This is a genomic window from Thiothrix lacustris DSM 21227 (genome assembly GCF_000621325.1).
GTDB lineage: Bacteria > Pseudomonadota > Gammaproteobacteria > Thiotrichales > Thiotrichaceae > Thiothrix > Thiothrix lacustris.
This window is the reverse complement of the sequence record NZ_JHYQ01000017.1, coordinates 62,417-87,861: the sequence shown is the minus strand read 5'-3', so window position 1 is coordinate 87,861 and position 25,445 is coordinate 62,417. Positions and strand designations below refer to the sequence as shown.

Sequence of the window (25,445 nt, the reverse complement as noted above, 5' to 3'; positions counted from 1 at the left end):
ATACTTCCCGAAAAAACCAAAACGGCATTGTCGCACGCAACCCGCATCACCCACAGCTTACCTGAATGTATAGGCATACCCCCCACCCGTATTAGCGGGTAAGAAGGTGTACCACCTTTGTACCACCTCACTGGGGTAGCAAATCAATAACGAAAAAATACCCTTTATTAACATAAAGTTAATGAATAACACCACTACCACTAAAGTGGTATTTCAACCCATTTTTCAGCCATTACCCCCACTGAAATCAGGCGTTTATCGGCATAGAATCGACTTGAAACCACTTAAGGTTCCGTCACGAGGTGAGTTATGGCAACGCAACAATACAAGGCATGGTCGGTCGTCATCATGAGCACACTGGCATTTACCGTGTGCTTCATGATCTGGATGATGTTTGCCGTGATCGGCATTCCCATTAAAGCAACCTTGGGTTTGAACGAAACCCAGTTCGGCATTTTGATCGCGACGCCCGTCCTGACTGGCTCATTAGCGCGTCTGCCACTCGGTATGTGGACAGATAAGTTCGGCGGGCGGCTGGTCTTTTTTATCCTGATGCTCTGCACCGTCATTCCCATCTGGCTCATCTCGTATGCAACCCAATTCTGGCAGTTCCTCTTGATCGGTCTGTTTGTGGGGATTGCGGGCGGCTCGTTCACCGTTGGTATTGCCTATTGCGCCCGCTGGTTCCCTAGGGAACGTCAAGGGACGGCAATGGGTATTTTCGGCGCAGGCAATACCGGCGCGGCCATTACTAAACTGCTTGCTCCCATCATTGTTGTCGGCTATGGCTGGACAATGGTTCCAAAAGTCTACGCGGTGCTGATGCTGGTGACGGCCATCCTGTTCTGGTTTTTCACCTTCACGGATACCAGCCATAAGGTTGGAAAATCCGTCAGCGTCAAGGAGCAGCTCGCGGCTCTCAAAGACCCCAGAGTTTGGCGTTACAGCCAATATTATTCGATCGTGTTCGGCGGTTATGTGGCGCTGGCCTTGTGGATGACCAAGTATTACGTCAGCGAATACGGCTTTGATCTGAAAACTGCCGCCTTCCTTGCGGCTGCGTTCAGTATCCCCGGTGGCCTGTTGCGGGCGGTTGGTGGTTACTTCTCTGACAAATTCGGCGCACATACCATGACTTGGTGGGTGTTGTGGGTTTCGCTGGTTTGCCTGTTCTTCCTGTCTTACCCACAGAGTGACATCACCATCCAGACCATTAGTGGCCCGACTACTTTCCATTTTGGCCTGACCCCCACGGTATTCACCATCCTGCTGTTCACACTGGGCGTTTTCTTTGCCATCGGCAAAGCCTCGGTCTTCAAGTACATCTCGGATGATTACCCAGACAATATCGGCGTGGTTTCCGGCGTGGTTGGCCTCGCGGGCGGCATGGGTGGCTTCCTGATGCCAATCATGTTCGGGGCACTGGTTGACCTGACTGGCATTCGCTCTTCCGCATTCATGCTGATGTTCGGGGTGGTATGGGTATCACTGATGTGGATGTATTTCACCGAAGTCAGACCTGTCCATGCCGAGAAAGAACTGACACGTGCACAAAATTCAGATTCACCGCTCACCACAACTGTTTAATGCGAGGAACTTTTTATGACAGACATCAAGAACTGGGACGTGGAAGACACCACGTTCTGGGAAAGCACCGGCAAGAAGATTGCCAACCGTAATTTGTGGATTTCGATCCCCAGCCTGTTGATGGGTTTCGCCGTCTGGCTAATGTGGGGAATTATCACGGTACAAATGTCCAACCTTGGCTTCCCGTTCAAGGATGATGAATTGTTCACCCTGACAGCCATTGCCGGGTTAGCAGGTGCAACCTTGCGGATTCCAGCCTCTTTCTTCATCCGGCTGGCAGGCGGACGTAACACCATCTTCCTGACCACCGCACTGTTGATGATTCCGGCGATTGGCACCGGGATTGCGCTGCAAAGCAAGGAAACCCCACTGCTGACCTTCCAGATTCTGGCACTGTTGTCCGGGATTGGTGGCGGTAACTTCGCTTGTTCCATGTCCAATATCAGCACCTTCTTCCCTAAACGCTTGCAGGGTACTGCACTCGGCTTGAATGCTGGTTTGGGTAACTTCGGTGTGACCACCATGCAAGTGCTGATCCCATTGGCCATGACCATGGGCGTGTTTGGTGCATTGGGTGGCGATTCCATGCCGCTGATCAAAGACTCTGGCTGGATTCTCGGCAAGATTCTGGCAGGTACGGAAACATGGATTCAAAACGCGGGCTTTATCTGGCTGGTGTTCTTGGTTCCGCTGGCTTTCCTCGGCTTCTTTGGCATGAATAACCTGTTGCCGATTTCCCCTAGCATTGGCGGCACGTTGGCTGCTTTCGTCAAAATCCTGTGGCTGTATGGCTTGGCATTCTTCGTTACGGCAGTTGGTTTGTACCTGTACCTGCCAGCACCTACCGGCTTGGGCGTGCTGAACATGTGGATAGCCTTGCCCCTGATCATTGTGGCGATGTTGATGATCATGAAAGTAACCGCCTTTGGTGAAATGAAAGTCGGCATCAACAAGCAATTCGCGATTTTCAGCAACAAGCACACGTGGTCAATGACCGTGCTGTATGTACTGACCTTCGGCTCTTTCATTGGCTTCTCCATGGCGCTGCCCCTGGCTATCAAGGTCATTTTTGGCAATACCCACGTGTTTGATACAGCTACCCAACTGTGGGTACATGCGAAAAACCCGAATGGCCCTTCAGCCCTGACCTATGCATGGATTGGCCCCTTCGTCGGCGCGTTGATTCGCCCGGTCGGTGGCTGGATTTCTGACAAGGTGGGCGGCTCGATTGTGACGCAAATCATTTCCGTGGTCATGGTTGGTGCTTCCGCTTATGCGGGTTACTTGATGATGCAGGCTTACCAATCTGCTACCCCTGAAGTGTTCTTCCAACCATTCCTGTGGACGTTCGTGGTGCTGTTTGCGGCATCGGGTTTGGGCAATGGCTCTACCTTCCGCACCGTTGGGGTGATCTTTGACCGTTTGCAAGCGGGGCCGGTATTGGGTTGGACATCTGCTGTCGCGGCTTACGGTGCGTTCATTGCCCCGGTCGTGATTGGTGCACAAGTGAAAGCGGGTACGCCGGAAAACGCCATGTACGGCTTTGCGATTTTCTACGCGCTGTGCCTGATTCTGAACTGGTGGTTCTACCTGCGTAGTGGCAGCGACATCAAGAACCCTTAAGAACCCTGACAGGAGATAAGTTATGGCTGTTCAACAATACGACGACAACCTGCAAACCAACCCTTACGCGATTTATACCGTGGCGTTGGATGTGGATGGCAAGCAAGTCCTCACCGATCAGGAAGGTTACATCCAGAACATGGATGAGTGGAGCGAAAGTTTCGTGGAAGCCCCGGTGCGTGACATGCTCAAGCATTTCAAAAAAGCCTGGGGCGAAGAGTTCGCCACCAACCATTACTTGCATGAAATTTTCCCCAAAGGCGGCCCACAAAAGCAGGGTAATCGCTTGGCGGGAATCCGTAGAACCAAAGGGGAGCATTGATTGCCATGAGCCACTTTATTGACAGACTGAATTTCTTTAAACGCAGCACCACCCCATTTTCCAATGGGCATGGCGCAAGCACTGACGAAAGTCGTGCCTGGGAAGACGGCTACCGCCAACGCTGGCAGCACGACAAAGTAGTACGTTCCACCCACGGCGTGAACTGCACCGGCTCGTGTAGCTGGAAAATTTACGTGAAAAACGGGCTAGTCACGTGGGAAACCCAACAGACCGATTACCCACGCACCCGCCCTGACCTGCCGAACCATGAGCCGCGTGGCTGCCCGCGTGGGGCGAGTTTTTCGTGGTACATGTACAGTGCCAACCGCCTCAAATACCCGCTGATGCGCAAGCAATTGCTGCAAATGTGGCGTGAAGTCAAAGCCAAAAACCCTGATCCGGTCGAAGCATGGGCATTCATCGTTGAAAACCCGGACATGGCAAAGGCATACAAAACCCGCCGGGGCTTGGGTGGTTTCATCCGCTCTAGCTGGGATGAGGTGAATGAATTAATCGCTGCTGCCAACGTCTACACCGCCAAGCAATACGGCCCTGACCGCGTAATCGGTTTCTCACCGATCCCGGCGATGTCGATGGTGTCGTATGCCGCCGGTAGCCGTTACCTGTCACTGGTTGGCGGCGTGTGCTTGAGCTTCTACGACTGGTATTGCGACTTGCCACCTGCCTCGCCGATGGTATGGGGCGAGCAAACTGACGTACCGGAATCTGCCGACTGGTACAACAGCAGCTACATTATTGCGTGGGGTTCCAACGTTCCGCAAACCCGTACCCCGGATGCGCATTTCTTCACCGAAGTACGTTACAAAGGCACGAAAACCGTCGCAATTACCCCGGACTATGCGGAAGTTGCCAAACACGCCGACCAATGGCTGAACCCGAAACAGGGTACGGATGCGGCGCTGGCCATGGCGTTCGGTCACGTTATCCTCACCGAGTTCCACCGTGACAAGCCCAGCGTGTATTTCACCGATTACGTGCGGCGTTACACCGACTGGCCGAATCTGGTCTTACTGGAAGCGCGTGACGATGGCAGTTACCAAGCCGGGCGCTTTGCGCGTGCCAGTGACTTCGTAGCAGGCTTGGGTGAAGATAAAAATCCTGACTGGAAAACCGTCGCCATTGACGATGCCAGCGGCGAAATCATCTCCCCCAACGGCTCCATCGGCTACCGCTGGGATGGCAGCAGCCAGTGGAACCTGCAACAAAAAGATGGCAAGACCCACGAAGACACCGTGCTGTCCCTGTCCTTGAAAGAGCGCCATGACGCAGTTGTGGAAGTATCATTGCCGTATTTCGGTGGGGTACAAAGCGACTACTTCAAGGGCAATACCCTGAAGGACATCCTCAAGCACAAATTGCCAGCCCGCAAAGTGACGCTGGCAGACGGCAGCGAAGGCGTGCTGGTCTCCGTTTACGACCTGAACATGGCGAACTACGGCGTCAGCAATGGCTTGGGCGACGATGACAGCGCCAAGGACTTTGACGATGCCAATGCACCGTATACCCCGGCATGGCAGGAAGCGATTACCGGCGTACCGCGTGACAAAGTGATCCGCATTGCGCGTGAATTTGCCGATACTGCTGACAAAACCAAGGGTAAGTCGATGATCATCGTCGGCGCGGGCATGAACCACTGGTATCACATGGACATGAACTACCGTGGCCTGATCAATATGCTCGCCATGTGTGGCTGCGTCGGGCAATCCGGTGGTGGCTGGGCGCATTACGTCGGGCAGGAAAAGCTGCGTCCGCAACCGGGCTGGTTGCCTTTGGCCTTCGGTCTGGACTGGAGCCGCCCACCGCGTCAAATGAACGGTACATCCTTCTTCTACAACCACTCCAACCAGTGGCGTTACGAGAAGCTGGAAATCAAGGAAATTCTCTCGCCGCTAGCCGACCCGGCCAAATACCCCGGCAGCCTGATCGACTACAACGTGCGGGCAGAACGCATGGGTTGGTTGCCTTCAGCACCGCAGCTCAACACCAACCCGCTACGCATTGCCAAGGCCGCCAAGGATGCAGGCATGTCCCCGGCGGATTACACCGTAGCCAGCCTCAAATCCGGCAAAATTGCCTTTGCGGCAGAAGACCCGGATTCCCCGCAAAACTTCCCGCGCAACCTGTTTGTGTGGCGTTCCAACTTGCTGGGTTCCTCCGGCAAGGGGCATGAATACCTACTCAAATATTTACTGGGAACCAAGCACGGCGTGCAAGGCAAAGACCTTGGCGAAATGGGCGGCGCAAAACCGCAGGAAGTGAAATGGCGCGAAGAAATGCAGGAAGGCAAGCTCGACTTGCTGGTGACGCTCGACTTCCGTATGTCCACCACCTGTTTGTATTCCGACATCGTACTGCCTACCGCGACATGGTATGAAAAGGACGACCTGAATACTTCCGACATGCACCCCTTCATCCACCCGCTGACCGCCGCCGTAGACCCCGCATGGGAAGCGCGTAGCGACTGGGAAATCTACAAAGGCATTGCCAAGGAATACTCACGGGTCTGCGTTGGGCACCTCGGTGTCGAAACCGACGTGGTAACACTTCCGCTGTTACACGACGCCCCCGCCGAACTGGGGCAAGCGATGGGCGTGAAGGACTGGAAAAACGGCGATTGCGAACTGATTCCCGGCAAAACCGCTCCAAGCCTGATTGCGGTGGAACGCAATTACCCCGAAACCTACGCCCGCTTCACCTCCATTGGCCCCTTGATGGAAAAGCTCGGCAATGCCAACAAGGGCATCAGTTGGAATACTGAATCTGAAATTGACTTGCTCGGCAAGCTCAACCATCAGCAAACCAGTGGAACCAGCGAAGGCCGCCCTTGCCTGAATACCGCGATTGATGCGGCAGAGATGATCCTCACCCTTGCGCCTGAAACCAATGGGCAAGTCGCCGTGAAAGCCTGGGCAGCCTTGTCGAAAATCACCGGCATCGACCATACCCATCTGGCACTGCCCAAGGAAGACGAGAAAATCCGCTTCCGTGACATCGTGGCGCAACCGCGCAAGATCATTTCCAGCCCTACGTGGTCGGGCTTGGAAGACGAGCATGTGTCATACAACGCCGGTTACACCAACGTTCACGAGCTGATTCCGTGGCGTACCTTGACCGGGCGGCAACAGTTCTACCTCGACCATGACTGGATGCGTGATTTCGGTGAAAGCCTGTTGGTGTATCGCCCGCCGATCAACACCAAAACCATCAAGCCAATGCTCAACCAGAAGTCCAACGGCAACCCGGAACTGGCACTGAACTGGATTACCCCGCACCAAAAATGGGGCATCCATTCCACTTACACCGACAACCTGCTGATGCTTACCCTGTCACGCGGCGGCCCCATTGTGTGGATGAGTGAAGACGATGCCAAAACACTGGGCATTGAAGACAACGACTGGATCGACCTGTTCAACGCCAATGGCGCGATTGCAGCACGGGCAGTCGTCAGCCAGCGCGTCATGCCGGGCATGGTGATGATGTACCACGCGCAAGAACGCATTGTGAACGTACCGGGTTCTGCCATTACCGGCACACGCGGCGGCATCCACAACTCCGTCACCCGTGTTTGCCCAAAACCAACCCACATGATTGGCGGCTATGCGCAACAGGCTTACGGCTTCAACTACTACGGCACGGTCGGTTCTAACCGCGATGAATTCGTCATTGTGCGCAAGATGACCAACGTCGATTGGCTGGACGGCGAAGGCAATGACACCATTCAGGAGGCAGTCAAATGAAAATACGTTCCCAAGTCGGCATGGTGCTGAATTTAGACAAATGCATCGGCTGCCACACCTGTTCCATTACCTGCAAAAACGTGTGGACGTCACGCGAAGGCATGGAATACGCGTGGTTCAATAACGTCGAAACCAAACCCGGTGTCGGTTATCCCAAAGAGTGGGAAAATCAGGAAAAGTGGAAAGGCGGCTGGTTACGCCGTGCGGATGGCAAGATTGAGCCACGCATTGGCGGGCGTTTCCGGGTACTGGCGAATATCTTTGCCAACCCGGATTTGCCGGAAATTGACGATTATTACGAGCCGTTCGATTTCGATTACCAACACCTGCACAACGCACCGGATAGCAAACATCAGCCGGTCGCCCGCCCGCGCTCGCTGATTTCCGGGCAGCGCATGGACAAGATCGAGTGGGGGCCCAACTGGGAAGAAATCCTCGGCACGGAATTTTCCAAACGCCGTAAGGATAAAAACTTCGACCAGATTCAGGCGGACATTTACGGTGAATTTGAAAACACCTTCATGTTTACCCTGCCGCGTTTGTGTGAGCATTGCTTGAATCCGGCGTGTGTCGCGTCTTGCCCCAGTGGGGCGATTTACAAGCGTGACGAAGACGGCATTGTATTGATTGACCAAGACAAATGCCGAGGCTGGCGCATGTGCGTCAGCGGCTGCCCTTACAAAAAGATTTACTACAACTGGAAGTCTGGTAAATCCGAGAAGTGCATTTTCTGCTACCCACGCATCGAATCCGGGATGCCGACCGTGTGCTCCGAAACCTGTGTCGGGCGTATCCGTTACCTTGGCGTCTTGCTGTATGACGCGGATCAGATTGAAGCCGCCGCCAGCACCCCGAACGAAAAGGATTTGTACCAAAAGCAGTTGGACGTTTTCCTCGACCCGTTTGACCCGAAAGTGATTGAACAGGCGAAGCAAGACGGTATCCCCGACAATGTGCTGAAAGCCGCGCAAGAATCACCGGTCTACAAACTGGCGATGGATTGGAAACTGGCGCTGCCGTTGCACCCGGAATACCGTACCTTGCCCATGGTGTGGTACGTGCCACCGCTTTCCCCAATCCAATCGGCGGCGGATGCAGGCAAGATCGGCTACGACGGCGTATTGCCGGACGTGGACAGCTTGCGGATTCCGGTACGTTACCTCGCCAACTTGCTGACGGCAGGCGATGAAGAGCCGGTCAAACTGGCACTCAAACGCCTGATGGCGATGCGCCAATACAAGCGCGCGGAAACCGTGGAAGGTATTCACGACATCCGCGCCTTGGAGCAAGTCGGCCTGACGGAAGCGCAAGCCAAGGAAATGTACCGTTACCTCGCCATTGCCAATTACGAAGACCGCTATGTAATTCCGACCAGCCACCGCGAATTGGCGCGTGAAGCCTTCCCGGAAAAAGGGGGTTGTGGTTTCAGCTTTGGGGACGGTTGTGGCAACAGCACTGGCACGAATGAGACCAACCTGTTCGGTGGGCGCAAGCAAACCGTGACTATGGTGAAAAAGATCGAGTTCGTGAAACAGGAGGGTCAATCATGATCAAGAGTCTTGCCGTTATCGCCCGCTTGCTGGATTACCCCAGCGCGGAGCTAGTGGAAGCCCGTAGCGCCCTGATCGACGTGATCCGTGAGGAAACCCGTTTCCCGGCAGCGCTGCGTGGTTCGCTGACAAACTTTGTGCAGCAACTGTGTACCGCTGAGTTGATGGATAGTCAGGAAGACTACGTTGCCCTGTTTGACCGGGGACGCACCCTTTCCCTGCTGTTGTTTGAACACGTCCACGGTGAATCACGGGCGCGGGGGCAGGCCATGGTGGATCTGCTCCAGCAATACCGTGATGCGGGGCTGGAGCTGAGCGCCAAGGAATTGCCGGATTACATTCCGCTGTTCCTCGAATACCTGTCGACCCGCGAGGAAGACGAGGCCGCGCAAGGCTTGGGGGATGTTCACCCCATCCTCGCGCTATTGTCGGCACGTTTGCAGGAACGCGAAAGTGCTTACCACCTGCTGTTTGATGCGCTGTTGGCGATGATCAATATCCAGCCGGATATGGTCGTGTTACGCGAGAAAGCCGCTGCTGAACCGCGTGACGATACTGCCGCTGCGATGGATAAGGTCTGGGAAGAAGAAATGGTCAACTTTGTGGAAGACAAAGGGGCTTCTTGCCGACCTACCCAATCCACCAGCCAAACCCATACGCTGCATTTTCGGGAGAACTGATATGTCATACTTTGATTCACTTTTCTTTGGGCTGTACCCCTATGTCGCGGGTGCGGTGTTTCTGATCGGTAGCTGGTTGCGTTACGACCAAGCGCAATATACGTGGCGGGCAGGTTCCAGCCAGATGTTGCGCAAGAACGGGATGCAACTGGCGAGCAATTTGTTCCATGTGGGCATTTTGGTGATCTTTTTCGGGCATTTGGTCGGCTTGCTGACCCCGCATTGGCTGTATGAACCGTTCATGTCACCGGGTACGAAACAGGTACTGGCGATTCTGGTCGGTGGTATTGCCGGGGCTGCTTGTTGGTATGGTGCATTCCTGCTGTTCATGCGCCGCAAGAATGACGCACGGGTACGTGCTACCGGTTCGACAATGGATCTGGCCGTGATTGGTATCTTGCTGGTGCAAGTTACCTTGGGTCTGTTGACCATCATCCCGACACTGGGGCATCTGGATGGCAGCAATATGTTGCTGTTGGCAGAATGGGCGCAATCCATCGTGTTCTTCAAAGGTGGCGCGGCGGAACATCTGGCGACTGTCGGCTTTATTTTCAAGCTGCATATTTTCCTCGGCCTGACCATCTTCCTGCTGTTCCCGTTCACCCGTCTGGTGCACATCTGGAGCGTGCCGGTGCAATACGTGAGCCGTCAATACCAGATCGTGCGTCAGCGCGGCTAAGGAGTTCATCATGGAAAACATTCAAGTGGGTAAGCACGAAGTAACAGCGGAAGCGATTGCCCGTGAGTTGCAATACCACCCCGCCGAGCAGATGGAAGCAGCGTGGCAGGCGGCCGCCACTAGCTTGGTCATCAAAACCTTGCTGGAACAACGCGCCACCGAACGGGGCATTACCGCTGCAACGGAAGAAGAACGCACTGCCTTGCTGTTGGAACAGGAGCTGATTGTTCCTGAGCCGACAGAAGAGCAATGCCAACATTACTTCCATAGCAACCGGGCGCGTTTCCATACGCCCGTATTGCTGGCGGTCAGCCATATCCTGCTGCCCGCTGCACCGGATGATATGCCGCAACGTGACCAGCAGCGCATTCTGGCAGCGCAATTGTTACGGCAATTGCAAGCTGACCCTGGCAGTTTTGCCGCACTGGCGCAGCAATATTCTGCCTGCCCCTCTTCCGGGCAAGGCGGCAGTCTGGGGCAGTTATCCAAAGGGCAAACCGTGGCAGAATTTGAACGGCAAGTGTGGCTGCTCCCGGTAGGGCTGTGCGCGAACCCGGTGGAAACCCGCTTTGGTTTTCATCTGGTTCGGGTAGACCAGCGCGTCGAAGGTGAGCCATTGGAGTATCAGCACGTTGCGACCCGTATCCGCCAGTATTTGCATGAGCAAGTTACCCGGCGGGCATTAAGCCAGTACCTGCAAGTGTTGGGTGCCGAGATTGGCGTAGAAGGGATTGCCTTTAATGCGGCGGGTTCACCACTGATGCAGTAACGTTTTCAAGACCCTCCGAAACTGGTCGGAAGTAAGCCACTGACCAGGGGTTGTGGGCGGTAGCAATACCGCCCGTTTTAACGGGCGTTACGGGGTGATGGCAATGGGCAGGCTGGACTCAACGGCAGAGCACGTCGGTACGGGTACTTTCCACAATGGCACCAGCCTCGGCCTGGTGGGCGGCACGCATGTCTTTACCCGCATAGCCACCTTCTGCACCCAAGGCGAAGCCGATGAAATCCTTCTGGTGCTGGCGCTGTTTTTCCATATTGATATTGGCGAAGAAGTGTTTTACACGGTCATCTTCCAACATGTAAACGTAAAAACGGTCTACCGCCGCGTCAACAGCGGCTTTGCCACCAATGCGTTTGAATACGTCTCTCATCTGGGGCTTTTCTTGTTACAAAAAAATGGAATGTGCATCTTAAACTAACGGATAGTGCACGGCATTGAAGTTGATCAAATTGATAAGGTATTTATCCTACGCTTTCTTCATATGTCTTGCCGTCGCGGATGTGGTAAATCCGCTTGAACAGGGGGATGATTTTTTCGTCGTGTGTCACCACGATAATAGCGGTCTGGTGCTGTTGCGCCATCGCGTTAAGAATACCCATTACCCCCAAGGCACGTTCGCTGTCCAGCGGTGCGGTGGGTTCGTCGGCAAGAATAATCGGCGGGTTATTCGCCAAAGCACGCGCAATCGACACGCGCTGCTGTTCACCGCCGGAAAGCTGCGACGGGTTGGCTTTGGCACGATGCCCCATGTCCAGGGCTTCCAGCAATTCCAGCGCCCGGCGGCGGGCTTCGCGATTAGATTTGCCCGCTAGCATCGGCAACAGCGCCACATTGTCGGTCACGTCCAGAAACGGGATCAGGTACGGGGCTTGGAATACAAAGCCAATCCGGTCACGGCGCAAGGTGCGTAAATCGTTGACCTTCCATACCCCATCGAAGATGGCTTCCCCGCCCAGAAACATCTGCCCCGCCGTCGGGTCAATCACTGCGCCCAAACTTTTCAGCAAGGTGCTTTTGCCTGAACCGCTGGGGCCGACCAGACCGACCACTTCGCCGGGGGCAATGCGCATGTCCACGCCTTTGAGCGCATCCACTGCGGTGTCGCCGCTGCCGTAACGCTTGCACAGGCCGCGCAGTTCAATCGCCGGGATATCGTTAGAACGGGTATCGCTCATGATCAGCCTCCTATCGCTTCGGCGGGGTCTACTTTCAAAGCCGCACGGATTGCCATCACGCTGGCCAGCGTACACACCAGCACAATCACCAACAGCCCCAGCACCGCATCCAGCGGCAGCAACAATACATACTTGGGGAAGACAGGTGCCCACAAGGTCGCCACGGTCTTGCCGATAATGAATCCAACCAACCCTAGCCCGATGGATTCCTGCAAAATCATCCACGCAATCGTGCTATTGCGCGTACCGATCAGCTTGAGGACGGCAATTTCACGGATTTTCCCCAGCGTCATGGTGTAGATGATGAAGGACACAATCGCGGTACTGACAAGGGTGAGAATGACCAGAAATAAACCAATCTGTTTGGCGGAGGTAGCAATCAGCTTTTGGACAGCAATCTCCTCCATGTTGGCGTAGGTGTAGGCTTGCAAGTGTTTCCAGCGCTGGATGTCGGCAGCCACTTGCGCCGCATCCCAGCCGGGGCGTACCCGCACCAGTACCGCATTGACGTTGTGGCTGGTGATCTGGCTGGCTTGCACTGCTTCCAGCAAGCCCGGCACGCTGGGGCGGTTGAAAGCGGGGTTCGCAGCGGTACGTTCGCGCCCGCTGACAATCGCATCGTTATCTTTCTGGAATTGTGCCGCCTGTGCATCAGCCAGCGGGATGAACACCATCGGGTCGCCCCCCGTCGATACGGTGCGCTGGCTCAAGCCGACAATGGTGTAATCGTTGCGGCGGATGCGGATTTTTTCGCCCAGCTTAAAACCCGCTTTCACGTCAGCCACCGCTTCGTAATGGGAACGGGTTACGTGGCGACCGGCTACCAGTGAAGGTGGCGCACCCGGTTGCCCCGGTTCAAAGCCGACCACCATCACACGAGTGTCTTTGCCCTGGTGCTGCACTTGCATGGTGAAATAGGTGACGTTGGCGGCCTGTTCCACGCCGGGCATTCCCAGCACACCCCGGTATATATCATCGGGTAGGCTGGAGGATTCGGCATAGGGGCCTTGGGTGTCTTTTTGAACTACCCACACATCGGCATGGCTGTTGCGCAATAACACTTGTGCATCATCCACCATGCCGCGATAAATGCCCGCCATCGACAAGGTGACGCCGATCAGCAAACCCAAGCCAACCCCGGTGAACACGTATTTTGACCACGAATGCGCAATATCGCGGGCGGCGAGGCTGATCATGGCTTGACCCCTGCCAGTTGCTACACCACCTTGATTTTGCTGGTAGCGCTGAGGGTTTTGCTGGTGTACACCACGATGTTTTCATCCGCCTGTAAGCCGCCGAGAATTTCCACCTGACCATCGAGTGACTGGATGCCGGTTTGCACGGGGGTGAACTGCAAGGTGTTGTCGCCATTGAGTTTCCACACCCCGGTTTGCCCGTCATGTTGCTGGAGGGCGGCATTGGGGATGACCAGTGCATCAGACTTTTGCCCGGTTTGCAGGGTGACTTCTGCCAGTTCGCCGGACGATAAAGCCGCTGGAACCGGGGTGAAAGCAATGCCGACAATGCGTTCTTCGGTGATGCTGTCGCTGACGGGTTCGATCCGCGTCAGCTTGCCTGCGAGTGCTTGCTGTGGGGCGGAACGTAGGGTAATGCTGGCGGCCTGCCCTGCTTGCAAACCGAGCGCTTGGCTTTGGTCAATGCGGGCTTTTACCCAGTAGCTTTGCGGGTCGGCAAGGGTGAGGACAGGCTGGCCTGCCACCAGCGTTGTGCCTGCTTCGGCATCACGGGTGGTGATCATGCCCGCCACCGGGGCGGTTAGTACGAGGTTGGCTTGTTGTTGGCGTAAGACTTGCTGTTCGGCTTGCAGGCGTTGCTGTTCCTTATTGGCAACCTCAAGCGCGGCTTTGCTGGCTTCGACAGCGGCCGTCGTAACCGCAAGGTCTTGCTGGCGGGTATCGCTGCTGCTTTGGCTGACCAAGGCTTTGGCAGCGAGTTCGCGCTGGCGTTGAGCTTCACGCTGGGCAAGACTCAGGCGGGCGGCGGCTTCCTTGGTTTGCGCGGTGGCACTGGCAATGCTGGCGGTGGCACGTTCGGCGGCCAAACCGGCGGCCTGAATGCGGGCATCAAGGTCAACACCCTCCATAATCGCCAGCGTTTGTCCGGCTTTTACGCTGTCGCCGACATCGACCAACACTTGCTTGACGCGCCCGGCAGTCGTGGGGCCGATGCGGTAGCTGTAACGCGCTTCGACCGTGCCAATGCCGAAGACACTGGCAGCAATCGCTTGACGGGTCACAGGGGCAACGGTCACTTGCGTCGGAGCCATCGGCCCTTGTTGGGTCACAACCCAGCCAAAGCCCCCCAGAATGACCAAAACAATCAGCGGTAATATAATCTTTTTGAGTAGCGGGCTTTTCATGCGTTTGGCTCCTCGCGGATAGCACGACAATACAAGTTCCAGACACCGGGGATCAGCGGCTGGATCGCTGCGCAAGAGCCGATCAGCATCGCCTGCATCACTAATCCCTGAATCGAACCGATAAACAACGTGGCAGCGCTGCGTTCATCCAGTGTCGGTAATACCAGCCCCTGCGCTTTGGCTTGTTGCAGTACCCGGATCAGGATACCGCTGTAAACTTGCAGCATCCCCGCCACTTGCTGCTTGACCGGGGAGTCGGCGGGTTGCTGCAATTCGTGGAAAATAAAACGCGGCACGCCGGGATTTTCCTGCACAAATTGCAAATGGGCGCGGAAGATATTGCTGAGGTTTTCCAGCGGGTCAGACGAAGATTTGGCGGCGGTTTGAACCAACGGTAATAAGGTTGCTTCCAGCCATTCCGCCACATTCAGCCAAATCGCCTGTTTGTTGGGGAAGTGGCGGAAGACTGCGCCTTGGCTCAAACCGACTTCATGGGCAATGTGAGTGGTGGTGATGCTGGCTGGCTCTTGGCGTGCCGCCAGCGCCAACACCGCTTGCACCATTTCGGCTTGGCGAGCTTCAGTGGATTGGCGTAGAGAAACGGTGGCAGCTTTCATAGCAGGATATTCCATTGGTTTATGTTAGTAAGCAATTACTAATATAGTACGACGAGCCAATACGTAATACAAGCCTCAAAAGCCCACCACGAGCGGACTTTTTTCATGATTCATTTCAAGAAAGCCAGACACAAAAAAGGCTCACATTGCTGTAAGCCTTTGATGTTTTAATGGATATTTGGTGGGCCCACTAGGACTCGAACCTAGGACCAAGGGATTATGAGTCCCCTGCTCTAACCAACTGAGCTATAGGCCCGGAAAACGTTACGGTTAGTTCGTCGGCAAGACGCCCGGTTCGTATTCAAGGAAGCTGCGTAGCATATCCGAACGGCTCGGATGACGCAACTTGCGCAAGGCTTTCGCTTCAATTTGACGGATACGCTCACGGGTTACGTCGAACTGCTTGCCTACTTCTTCCAGCGTATGGTCGGTATTCATGTCGATACCGAAACGCATCCGCAGAACTTTGGCTTCACGCGACGTCAGGCTGGAAAGCACTTCACGGGTGATTTCCGACAAGCTAGACGTGGTAGCAGATTCAATCGGCGACAGAATATTACCGTCTTCGATAAAATCACCCAGATGCGAATCTTCATCGTCACCAATCGGGGTTTCCATCGAAATCGGTTCCTTAGCGATTTTCAGGACTTTGCGGATTTTGTCTTCCGGCATATCCATCGCTTCGGCCAATTCTTCTGGGGTCGCCTCACGGCCTTTTTCCTGCAACAGCTTGCGCGAAATGCGGTTGAGCTTGTTGATGGTTTCGATCATGTGCACCGGAATACGGATGGTACGTGCCTGATCCGCAATCGAACGGGTAATCGCCTGACGAATCCACCAGGTCGCGTAAGTCGAGAATTTATAACCACGACGATATTCAAACTTGTCGACCGCTTTCATCAGGCCAATATTGCCTTCCTGAATCAGGTCGAGGAATTGCAGGCCACGGTTAGTGTATTTCTTCGCAATGGAGATAACCAAACGCAAGTTGGCTTCGACCATCTCTTTTTTGGCACGGCGGGCTTTGGCTTCGCCGACTGACATGCTGCGGTTGATGTCTTTGATTTGCGAGATAGACAAGTTGCATTCGCGCTCAATATCCAGCAATTCTTTTTGGGCTTCCTGCGTTTTTGGCAAGAATGTCAGCAAACGGCTGTTATCCCCACGCTTGGTAGAACAGTAATTACTCAACCATTCCAGATCGGTGGAACTGTTCGGGAAACTGTCGATGAAATCCTGACGCGCCATGCCGCCTTTTTGCACGCACAACTTCATAATGTGACGTTCGTTCTGGCGAATACGGTCAACGATTTCATTCAGTTGTACGGTCAACTGCTCAATGATCGGCTGAGCCAGACGGAATTCCATGAATTTGGTCGCGACGGCATCACGGGTAGCGGTGTAAGCTAATGAATCATTACCCAAGCTCGCGGCTTTCGATGCTTCATACAGTTCACGCAATTCGGCGAACTTGATCCGAGCTTCTTCAGGATCTGGTCCTGTATCAATCGGATCGTCAACGTCATCGTCTTCCTCTTCGACCTCGTTCTCATCCTCTTCTTCCAACGGAGTCGTGTCTTCCACAACCGCGACCGGGAAAGCACTCAAGTCTTCATCTGGATTAACGAAACCGTTGATGATGTCAGTTAGACGCATCTCTTCCGAGTCAATGAGCGCAGCTTTATCCAGCAACAGTTCAGTCGATGCGGGGTATTGAGCCAATGCTCGCAAAATTTCGTTCAAACCTTCTTCAATACGAATAGCGATTTGAATTTCACCCTCACGGGTCAGCAATTCCACTGTACCCATTTCACGCATGTACATACGCACGGGGTCAGTGGTACGCCCGAAATCACCGTCAACATTCGCCAATGCTGCTGCGGCTTCTTCAGCAGCTTCATCATCTGCTTGAGGTGCATCATCATTCAGCAATAAGGAATCCGCATCCGGGGCATGTTCAAACACCGTAATGCCCATATCGTTGATCATCGCAACGATATCTTCAATCTGCTCGGGGTCAACGATAGTATCTGGCAGATGGTCGTTGACCTCAGCATAGGTGAGGTAGCCCTGCTCCTTACCTTTGGCAATTAACTCTTTCAAGCTTGACTGCTGCTGCTCTTCTTGACTCATGCCCTAAAACTCTCTGGAAAAAAGGTCGGTAAGTATATCACATTTTTATAAAATGCAACCACGGTGGGTTATCATGCCCCCGGACTTTTATAGTCCTGGAGCAGTAGATAAGCCAAATCACTACGCTCTTGCTCAGTCAACACTTGAGTTTGACCACGGTGTAATAGTATCTCTAACTGTTTTTGGCGAGACTGCCGTCTGATTTGTTGCAGACAGTCGGCAAACTCAAGCCGTATCACAGCTTCATCATCCGTTTCAGGTCGCCAGTTGGATAAACGCCGCACAACACCCTCATGTTCTGTCTGGCGAAATCGCTCCAGCAAACCTGCCAGATGTATATGGGGATTCTCCTCGATATTTTCAATGATAGCGGCCAGTAAACCCGTACCCGGCAAATCATAACCGAGAATTTGCTCAGCACTATCAGCCACTTCTACCAATATCGGATTGTGTAACAACAGCGCAATGGCATGACGTATTGGTGTACGGCGTACATCCTGATCACCCTGTCGCGCTTGATTATAGGTCGAGATTATACCGTCCGCTGAATTTTTTTTCAGATGACGCTGTACCACTTCCAAGGGCGTGTCAGTGAGTGTAGACAATTCTCCAAGAATTTGCTCCCGGAACAAAATAACCGGCATCGTACTAAGTAATTTCAAGCCATCATTTAGCAGACGCGCCTTACCCTCTTTGGTGCTGATATTGAAACGCTCTTTCAAACCAGCCAATAAATAGCCGCTCAAAGTCAGAGCAGTGGCTACTTGCCCCTCAAAAGCCTCTTTCCCAATACTGCGCACTTGTGTATCTGGATCTTCGCCCTGAGGCAGAAACAGAAAGCGAATTTCCTTGTCATCACGTAATTCTGGCAACGCATTTTCCAACGCACGCCAAGCGGCATCGCGCCCTGCCCTGTCCCCATCGAAACAGAACACCACTTCTGGCACCAAACGTAACAACTGGCGAATATGCTCAGGTGTCGTCGCAGTCCCTAACGTTGCCACCGCGTAAGTGATGCCATACTGCGCTAGGGCGATCACATCCATATAACCTTCCACCACCAGCAAACGCTCTAGCTTGCGGGTATCGTTACGCGCCTCAAACAAGCCGTAAAGTTCAGCGCCTTTGTGGAATACATCCGTTTCGGGGGAATTCAAATATTTGGGCGTACCCTCACCAATAATCCGCCCACCAAACCCGATAACCCGCCCACGCCGGTCACGGATAGGAAACATAATGCGTTCACGAAAACGGTCATACACCCGCCCGGCATCATTGCGAATAGACATGCCACTCGCTACCAGCTTATCTTCACCGTACTGGCGCAGTTCACGCCCCAGATTACTGTTGGCTGGGGCGTAGCCCAAACCAAAACGGGCAGAAATCTTTCCACTCAAACCACGCTGCTGTAAATACCCAATGGCATCAGGGTTTTGTTTCAATTGTGACTGGAACCAGACAGCAGCATCCTCCAGCAAAGTATACAGATTGGGATCTTTACGTTTACGTTTTGGTGCATCTTCTGCACCTTCACGGGGCACGGGTACTCCAATAGTGCGAGCTAATGCCTCAATTGCCTCTGGATACTCTAAATGTTCGTACTCCATCAAAAAAGAAATAGCAGAACCGTGTACCCCACAGCCAAAACAATGGTAGAACTGTTTCGTCGGACTGACCGTAAACGAAGGAGTTTTTTCATTATGGAAAGGACAACAAGCCATGTACTCGCGCCCTGCCTTTTTCAGCGGAACGCGCGAACCCACGACATCAATGATGTCGACACGGGCAAGAAGCTGGTCAATAAACTCTCGAGGGATGCGGCCTGCTGTACTCATAAAGTAGGAATGCTAGTGTTCTGTTATCCTGGCAAGGTAGTATACGCCATTTCATGATGAAGCCTTCTGTTCATATCAGCAAAAACGCGCTAATGTGTCTAGCTCTAAACGGACATTTTAGTCCATAATACTCACCCTTTTATCGCCTGAGATTACGATGAGATACACTGAACTTCCCCCATCGCAAGGGCTTTACGACCCTGACTTTGAACACGATGCATGTGGCATGGGCTTTGTGGCTCACCTGAAAGGTGTTAAGTCGCATCAAATTGTCCAACAGGCGTTAAAAGTACTGACCCACATGGAACACCGAGGCGCTTGTGGCTGCGAAGAAAATACTGGCGATGGCGCTGGCATTTTAATTCAGCTTCCACACACCTTTCTTGCAGCCGAGTGCAAATCACTCAACATCAAGTTGCCAGAACCCGGCCACTACGCTGCTGGCATGGTTTTCCTGCCACAGGATGCCGATGCACGCGCAGACGTTGCCACTCTCTTCGCTCGCATTGTCGAAGAAGAAGGCCAAACCCTGCTAGGCTGGCGTGATGTACCGACGAATCCAACGCCGATTGGTAAAACTGCACTGAAGGCCATGCCCTTCATCCGTATGGCATTTATCGCCAAAGCTGATGACATTGCTACAGGCATTGAGTTCGAACGCAAACTATATGTCATCCGCAAGCGTACCGAAAACCTGATTAGCAACCAGGATGTCACCGGCCATATTTATTTCCCCAGCCTGTCTTCACGCACGCTGGTCTACAAAGGAATGCTCACCACCGAACAGGTTGGGCAGTTCTACCGTGACTTATCCAACCCGCGCATGGAAACTGCTATTGCGATGGTTCACTCGCGGTTTTCCACCAACACCTTCCCCAGCTGGGAACGTGCGCATCCCAACCGTTACTTGATCCACAATGGTGAAATCAACACCATGCGTGGCAATGTCAACTGGATGAACGCACGTCAAGGTGTCATCAAAACCGAAGTCTTTAACACCGGCCTCGACAATATCTTCCCTGTTATCAATCCCAACGGCAGTGACTCAGCGATGTTTGATAACACGCTGGAATTCATGTACCTATCAGGCTACTCCCTGCCCCATGCCATGATGATGATGGTTCCCGAACCGTGGTCAAACCATGAAAGCATGAGTCCTGAAAAGAAAGCCTTCTACCAATACCATAGCTGCCTGATGGAGCCGTGGGATGGTCCTGCGGCGATGGGCTTCACCGATGGCACGATTGTCGGCGCAACGCTTGACCGTAACGGCTTACGGCCTTCACGCTATTATGTAACCAACGATGACATGATCATCTTGGCCTCCGAAGTTGGCGTGTTAGATGACCTTGACCAAAGTACCATCGTGTCCAAGCAACGCCTGCAACCAGGACGCATGTTGCTGGTGGATACCGCCCAAGGACGCATCATCGCTGACGAAGAAATCAAGCTGGAAATGGCAGCCGCTAAGCCATATCAAGATTGGCTGGCCAGCAACCTGATTGAACTCAGCGATCTCCCAGAAGCACCCCACAGAGCCTTGCCAGAACACGAAACGCTGGTACAACGCCAGAAAATGTTCGGCTACACCTATGAAGACGTGCGTAAAGTGCTCGTGCCAATGGCACTGACCGGCATTGATCCGCTGGGTGCAATGGGTATCGACTCACCGATTGCAGTGCTATCGAATCAGGCACAACCGCTGTTCAACTATTTCAAGCAGTTGTTCGCGCAAGTCACCAACCCGCCGATTGACTCAATCCGTGAAGAAATCGTCACCTCGTCTTACACCACCTTGGGTTCTGAGGGCGATGTTACCGCACCGACAGCGGCCAGTTGCCAACAAATCCAACTGCAAACCCCGATTCTGGGCAATGCTGAACTGGACAAGCTGACCCATATTCAGCGCGAAGGCTTCAAGTGCATCACCCTGCCGATTACGTTCCGTGCTGCCGATGGCGAAGCGGGACTGAATGCGGCAATGGAACACTTGTTTGCAATGGCCGATCATGAAATCGACAATGGTGCAAACCTGATCGTGCTGTCCGACCGGCTGGCGGATTCTGACAATGCACCGATTCCATCATTACTGGCAGTTGCGGGCTTACACCATCACCTGATACGTGATGGCAAACGTACTCGTGTCAGCTTGATCCTCGAATCCGGCGAACCGCGTGAAGTACATCACTTTGCGGTCTTGTTGGGTTACGGTGCACAAGCCATCAACCCGTATCTGGCGTTTGAATCACTGGATGACTTAGGCCGTGAAGGTCTGTTACCCAACCTCAAGTACGATTACGCAGTACAGAAATACATCAAGGCTGTTACCAAAGGCGTGGTCAAGGTTATGTCGAAAATCGGCATTTCCACCATTCAATCTTACCGTGGTGCGCAAATCTTTGAAGCGCTCGGCATTAATAGCACTGTCATTGATAAGTATTTCACCGCGACAGCTTCCCGTATCGGCGGCATAGATCTCGGTGTCATTGCTAAGGAAACGCTTATCCGTCACCAAATGGCGTATGACCACCACGATGCTGAACAACGCTCATTAAAAGCGGGCAACGTGTTCCAATGGCGCAATGAAGAAGAAGAGCACCAGTACAACCCATCCACCATTTACACCTTGCAAAAGGCCGTGCGGATGGGTGACTACAAGCTGTATAAAGAGTACAGCAAGCTGATGCACGAAGATGCTGAGGTTAAGTTCAACCTGCGTAACCTGCTCGACTTCAACTACGCTGACCAAGCCATTCCGTTAAGTGAAGTCGAACCCGCCAACGCTATCGTCAAACGCTTCAAGTCTGGCGCAATGTCGTTCGGCTCGATCAGTCAAGAAGCACACGAGGCATTGGCCATCGCCATGAACCGCTTAGGCGGACGTTCCAACTCTGGCGAAGGTGGCGAAGATCCGGCACGTTTTACCCCGGATGCTAACGGCGATTCCCGCAACAGTGCTATCAAACAAGTCGCTTCTGGGCGTTTCGGCGTGACCAGTTATTACCTGAACAATGCGCAAGAAATCCAGATCAAACTGGCACAAGGCGCAAAACCGGGGGAAGGCGGTCAGTTACCGGGCAAAAAAGTTTACCCTTGGGTAGCACGAGTGCGTGGCACAACACCGGGCGTTGGCCTGATTTCACCACCGCCGCACCATGACATTTACTCAATCGAAGACTTGTCACAGCTCATCCATGACCTGAAAAACGCCAACAAACGGGCGCGGATCAACGTCAAACTGGTTTCCGAAGTCGGCGTCGGCACGATTGCTGCCGGGGTTGCCAAGGGCAAGGCTGATGTCATCCTGATTTCGGGTTATGACGGCGGCACGGGCGCTTCCCCGAAAACCAGCGTACAACACGCCGGTTTACCGTGGGAACTGGGTCTGGCAGAAACACACCAAACCTTGTTGCTCAACAACCTGCGTAGCCGCGTGCGTCTGGAAACCGATGGCAAGCTGATGACTGGCCGTGACGTAGCCATTGCTGCCTTGCTGGGTGCGGAAGAATACGGTTTCGCAACACTGCCACTGGTCGCGCTGGGTTGTGTCATGATGCGCGTTTGCCATCTGGACACCTGCCCGGTAGGCATTGCCACCCAGAACCCGGAACTGCGCAAGAAATACGCTGGCGACCCACAATACGTGGTCAATCTGCTGATGTTCATTGCCGAAGAGTTGCGTGAATACATGGCGAAACTCGGCTTCCGTACCATTGATGAAATGGTAGGTCGTGTCGACAAATTGCGTCAGGATCCGGCACAAGGCCACTGGAAAGCCAGCATGGTCGACATGAGCAAAATCCTGTTCACACCTAAATTGGAAGAGTGCGACGGCGTATTCTGCACCCGCGAACAGGATCACGGCATTGCTAACTCACTGGATGAGCAACATATCCTCAAGGCTTGCCAGCCTGCCATCGACAACGGTACACCTGTTACCGCCGAATTTGCGATCAAGAACATTGACCGCGTAGCAGGCACGATTACTGGCTCGGAAGTTACCCGCAAATACGGCGCAGCAGGCTTGCCGGAAGACACCATCCGCCTGAAATTCAACGGTTCGGCGGGTCAAAGTTTCGGTGGATTTGTCCCTAAAGGCATGACACTGGAGCTGGAAGGTGATTCCAACGACTACATCGGCAAAGGTTTGTCGGGTGGTAAGATCATCGTTTACCCACGTAAAGATGCGCAATTCGCCGCTGAGGATAATATCCTGATCGGTAACGTCGCGTTCTTCGGGGCGAGTGACGGTGAAGCCTATATCCGTGGTGTCGCGGGCGAACGTTTCTGTGTGCGTAACTCCGGTGTGCGCGTCGTTGTCGAAGGCACTGGCGACCACGGCTGCGAATACATGACCGGCGGGCGCGTGGTCGTGCTCGGCAAGGTTGGGCGTAACTTCGGCGCGGGCATGTCCGGCGGCGTGGCTTACGTTTACGACCCGACAGGCATCCTCGCGATCAGCGGCAATACCGAAATGGTCGCCTACAGCCCGTTGAGCGATGCGGCAGAAATGGCAGAAGTCAAAGCCATGATCGAAAAGCATTTGCTGCATACCGGCAGTACTCGCGCCAGCATGATTCTGGCCGATTGGGACAAGCTGGCGGGCAGTTTCGTGCGCGTCATGCCCAATGACTACCAACGGATGCTGGAAGCGATCCGTTCCTTCGAGGAACAGGGGCTTTCCGGTGAAGAAGCGCTGATGGCAGCCTTTACAGCAAACAATAGTGATGCGTCGCGCGTCAGCGGCAACTAAGGAGAACGAGTAAGTCATGGGAAAACCTACAGGATTCCTCGAATACCAACGCGAGTTGCCAGCCGACCGCGCCCCGATGGAACGCATCAAGGACTGGCGTGAATTTCACCTGCATTTCGAGCGCGAAGTCGAAAGCCGTGAACAAGGCGCACGTTGCATGGAATGCGGCATCCCCTTCTGCCAAACCGGGAAAATCTTACCCGGTGGCGCAAGTGGTTGCCCGGTACACAACCTGATCCCCGAATGGAACGACATGATCTTCCGGGGCTTGTGGAAGGAAGCCTACGAACGCCTGCGCATGACCAACAACTTCCCGGAATTCACCGGGCGGGTGTGTCCAGCGCCGTGCGAAGGCTCTTGCACCCTCGGCATCAGCGAACCACCTGTCACCATCAAGCTGAACGAAGTCAGCATTATTGACAAGGCGTTTGAAGAAGGCTGGGTCAAGCCAGAGCCACCCACTGAACGCACCGGCAAAAAAGTTGCCGTGGTCGGCTCCGGCCCTGCGGGCATGGCGTGTGCCGACCAGTTGAACAAAGCAGGCCACGAAGTCACTGTGTACGAACGCGCTGACCGTATCGGTGGCTTGCTGATGTACGGCATCCCCAATATGAAGCTGGACAAGCAAGAAGTGGTGCAACGCCGCGTCGACCTGATGGCAGCCGAAGGCGTGAACTTCGTGACCGGCGTGGAAGTGGGCAAAGACATTGCCGCTGACACCTTGCGCAACGATTTTGATGCCGTGGTGCTGTGTGCAGGCGCAACCCAGCCACGTGACCTGCCGGTTGAAGGGCGTAACCTCAAGGGCGTGCATTACGCGATGGAGTTCCTCACTGCCAATACCAAGAGCCTGCTGGACTCCAATCTGGAAAATGGCAACTACATTTCGGCTAAAGGCTTGGATGTTATCGTGATTGGTGGTGGCGATACTGGCACTGACTGCGTGGGCACTTCCGTGCGCCACGGCTGCAAGTCCGTCAATCAACTGGAAATCATGCCGCGTGCGCCGGATGCGCGGGCGGCGGATAACCCTTGGCCAGAATGGCCACGTGTCCACAAAATCGACTACGGTCAGGAAGAAGCAGCGGCGGTGTTCGGGCGTGACCCGCGTGATTACCTCATTTCCACCAAGAAACTGGTGGGTGATGAGAATGGTCATGTGACAGCCATCCATACCGTTGGGGTACGCTGGGAACAAGGTTCAGGCGGACGCATGAACTTGGTCGAAGTTGAAGGCACGGAAGAAGTGTTGCCTGCCCAACTGGTGTTGCTGGCCATGGGCTTTACTGGGCCTGAAAAAACCCTGATTGATGCGCTGACGCTAGCAACTGACCCGCGTGGCAATGTGCAAGCCGACTATGGCAAGTACACCACCAACCTGCCGGGCGTATTTGCCGCTGGGGATATGCGTCGTGGTCAAAGCCTGATCGTTTGGGCGATTAACGAAGGCCGCGAAGCCGCCCGTGAATGTGACCGCTTTTTGATGGGCAAGACTTACTTGCCGTAATACGCCTCAAACTCCCCCCGTTCCCTGAGCGAAATCGAAGGGAACGGGAGAGAGCACTTAAT

General features: G+C 54.0%; 17 protein-coding genes and 1 tRNA gene. 10 read left to right on the top strand and 8 right to left on the bottom strand.

Annotation, left to right across the window (positions count from 1 at the left end):
- Positions 1-309: 309 nt before the first annotated feature.
- The 8 genes from Q394_RS0109480 to Q394_RS19740 are packed head-to-tail and all read left to right on the top strand — an operon-like array spanning position 310 to position 10,968.
- Positions 310-1,587, top strand: coding sequence for an MFS transporter (locus Q394_RS0109480; protein ID WP_028489079.1), 1,278 nt, complete (start codon positions 310-312; stop codon positions 1,585-1,587).
- Between the two features lie 15 nt (positions 1,588-1,602).
- A complete protein-coding gene (locus Q394_RS0109475; protein ID WP_028489078.1) occupies positions 1,603-3,210 on the top strand; it encodes an MFS transporter in 1,608 nt (535 codons plus the stop codon).
- A gap of 22 nt (positions 3,211-3,232) precedes the next feature.
- The gene (locus Q394_RS0109470) at positions 3,233-3,532 is read left to right on the top strand and encodes a TusE/DsrC/DsvC family sulfur relay protein (protein ID WP_210222672.1); all 300 of its coding nucleotides are present in this window, start codon (positions 3,233-3,235) and stop codon (positions 3,530-3,532) included.
- A 5-nt stretch (positions 3,533-3,537) separates the two neighbouring features.
- Positions 3,538-7,290: a nitrate reductase subunit alpha gene (locus tag Q394_RS0109465; RefSeq protein WP_028489076.1), complete on the top strand. Its 3,753-nt coding sequence runs from the start codon at positions 3,538-3,540 to the stop codon at positions 7,288-7,290.
- Complete coding sequence (gene narH / locus Q394_RS0109460) at positions 7,287-8,840, top strand: nitrate reductase subunit beta (protein ID WP_028489075.1); 1,554 nt, start codon at positions 7,287-7,289, stop codon at positions 8,838-8,840. The genes Q394_RS0109465 and narH overlap by 4 nt, the downstream gene beginning before the upstream one ends.
- The gene (gene narJ, locus Q394_RS19745) at positions 8,837-9,520 is read left to right on the top strand and encodes a nitrate reductase molybdenum cofactor assembly chaperone (protein WP_156946802.1); all 684 of its coding nucleotides are present in this window, start codon (positions 8,837-8,839) and stop codon (positions 9,518-9,520) included. The genes narH and narJ overlap by 4 nt, the downstream gene beginning before the upstream one ends.
- A 1-nt stretch (position 9,521) precedes the next feature.
- Positions 9,522-10,199 (top strand): respiratory nitrate reductase subunit gamma, encoded by a 678-nt coding sequence (gene narI / locus Q394_RS0109450; protein WP_028489074.1) that lies wholly within the window; start codon positions 9,522-9,524, stop codon positions 10,197-10,199.
- 10 nt (positions 10,200-10,209) lie between these two features.
- Positions 10,210-10,968, top strand: coding sequence for a peptidylprolyl isomerase (locus Q394_RS19740; protein ID WP_051543222.1), 759 nt, complete (start codon positions 10,210-10,212; stop codon positions 10,966-10,968).
- Between the two features lie 118 nt (positions 10,969-11,086).
- On the opposite strand, the gene Q394_RS19735 is transcribed toward Q394_RS19740, so the two are convergent.
- From Q394_RS19735 to dnaG, 8 genes are all read right to left on the bottom strand, one after another.
- A complete protein-coding gene (locus Q394_RS19735) occupies positions 11,087-11,353 on the bottom strand; it encodes a group I truncated hemoglobin (protein ID WP_051543219.1) in 267 nt (88 codons plus the stop codon).
- A 91-nt stretch (positions 11,354-11,444) separates the two neighbouring features.
- The gene (locus Q394_RS0109435; protein WP_028489073.1) at positions 11,445-12,158 is read right to left on the bottom strand and encodes an ABC transporter ATP-binding protein; all 714 of its coding nucleotides are present in this window, start codon (positions 12,156-12,158) and stop codon (positions 11,445-11,447) included.
- A 2-nt stretch (positions 12,159-12,160) separates the two neighbouring features.
- Entirely contained in the window at positions 12,161-13,354 is a 1,194-nt protein-coding gene (locus tag Q394_RS0109430; RefSeq protein ID WP_028489072.1) for an ABC transporter permease, read from the bottom strand.
- Between the two features lie 20 nt (positions 13,355-13,374).
- Positions 13,375-14,538 carry an efflux RND transporter periplasmic adaptor subunit gene (locus Q394_RS0109425; protein WP_028489071.1) on the bottom strand — a complete coding sequence of 388 codons (1,164 nt, stop codon included), beginning with the start codon at positions 14,536-14,538 and terminating at the stop codon, positions 13,375-13,377.
- Complete coding sequence (locus Q394_RS0109420) at positions 14,535-15,155, bottom strand: TetR/AcrR family transcriptional regulator (RefSeq protein WP_028489070.1); 621 nt, start codon at positions 15,153-15,155, stop codon at positions 14,535-14,537. The genes Q394_RS0109425 and Q394_RS0109420 overlap by 4 nt, the downstream gene beginning before the upstream one ends.
- 179 nt (positions 15,156-15,334) lie before the next feature.
- Positions 15,335-15,411: transfer RNA gene (locus Q394_RS0109415), tRNA-Ile, on the bottom strand.
- 14 nt (positions 15,412-15,425) lie between these two features.
- Positions 15,426-17,288 carry an RNA polymerase sigma factor RpoD gene (rpoD, locus tag Q394_RS0109410; protein ID WP_028489069.1) on the bottom strand — a complete coding sequence of 621 codons (1,863 nt, stop codon included), beginning with the start codon at positions 17,286-17,288 and terminating at the stop codon, positions 15,426-15,428.
- Between the two features lie 71 nt (positions 17,289-17,359).
- On the bottom strand, positions 17,360-19,123 hold the full coding sequence (gene dnaG / locus Q394_RS0109405) for a DNA primase (RefSeq protein WP_028489068.1): 1,764 nt from the start codon (positions 19,121-19,123) through the stop codon (positions 17,360-17,362).
- A gap of 157 nt (positions 19,124-19,280) precedes the next feature.
- On the opposite strand from dnaG, the gene gltB reads away from it, so the two are divergent.
- The gene (gene gltB / locus Q394_RS0109400; RefSeq protein WP_028489067.1) at positions 19,281-23,876 is read left to right on the top strand and encodes a glutamate synthase large subunit; all 4,596 of its coding nucleotides are present in this window, start codon (positions 19,281-19,283) and stop codon (positions 23,874-23,876) included.
- A 16-nt stretch (positions 23,877-23,892) separates the two neighbouring features.
- Entirely contained in the window at positions 23,893-25,383 is a 1,491-nt protein-coding gene (locus Q394_RS0109395; RefSeq protein WP_028489066.1) for a glutamate synthase subunit beta, read from the top strand.
- The last annotated feature ends 62 nt before the right edge of the window (positions 25,384-25,445 follow it).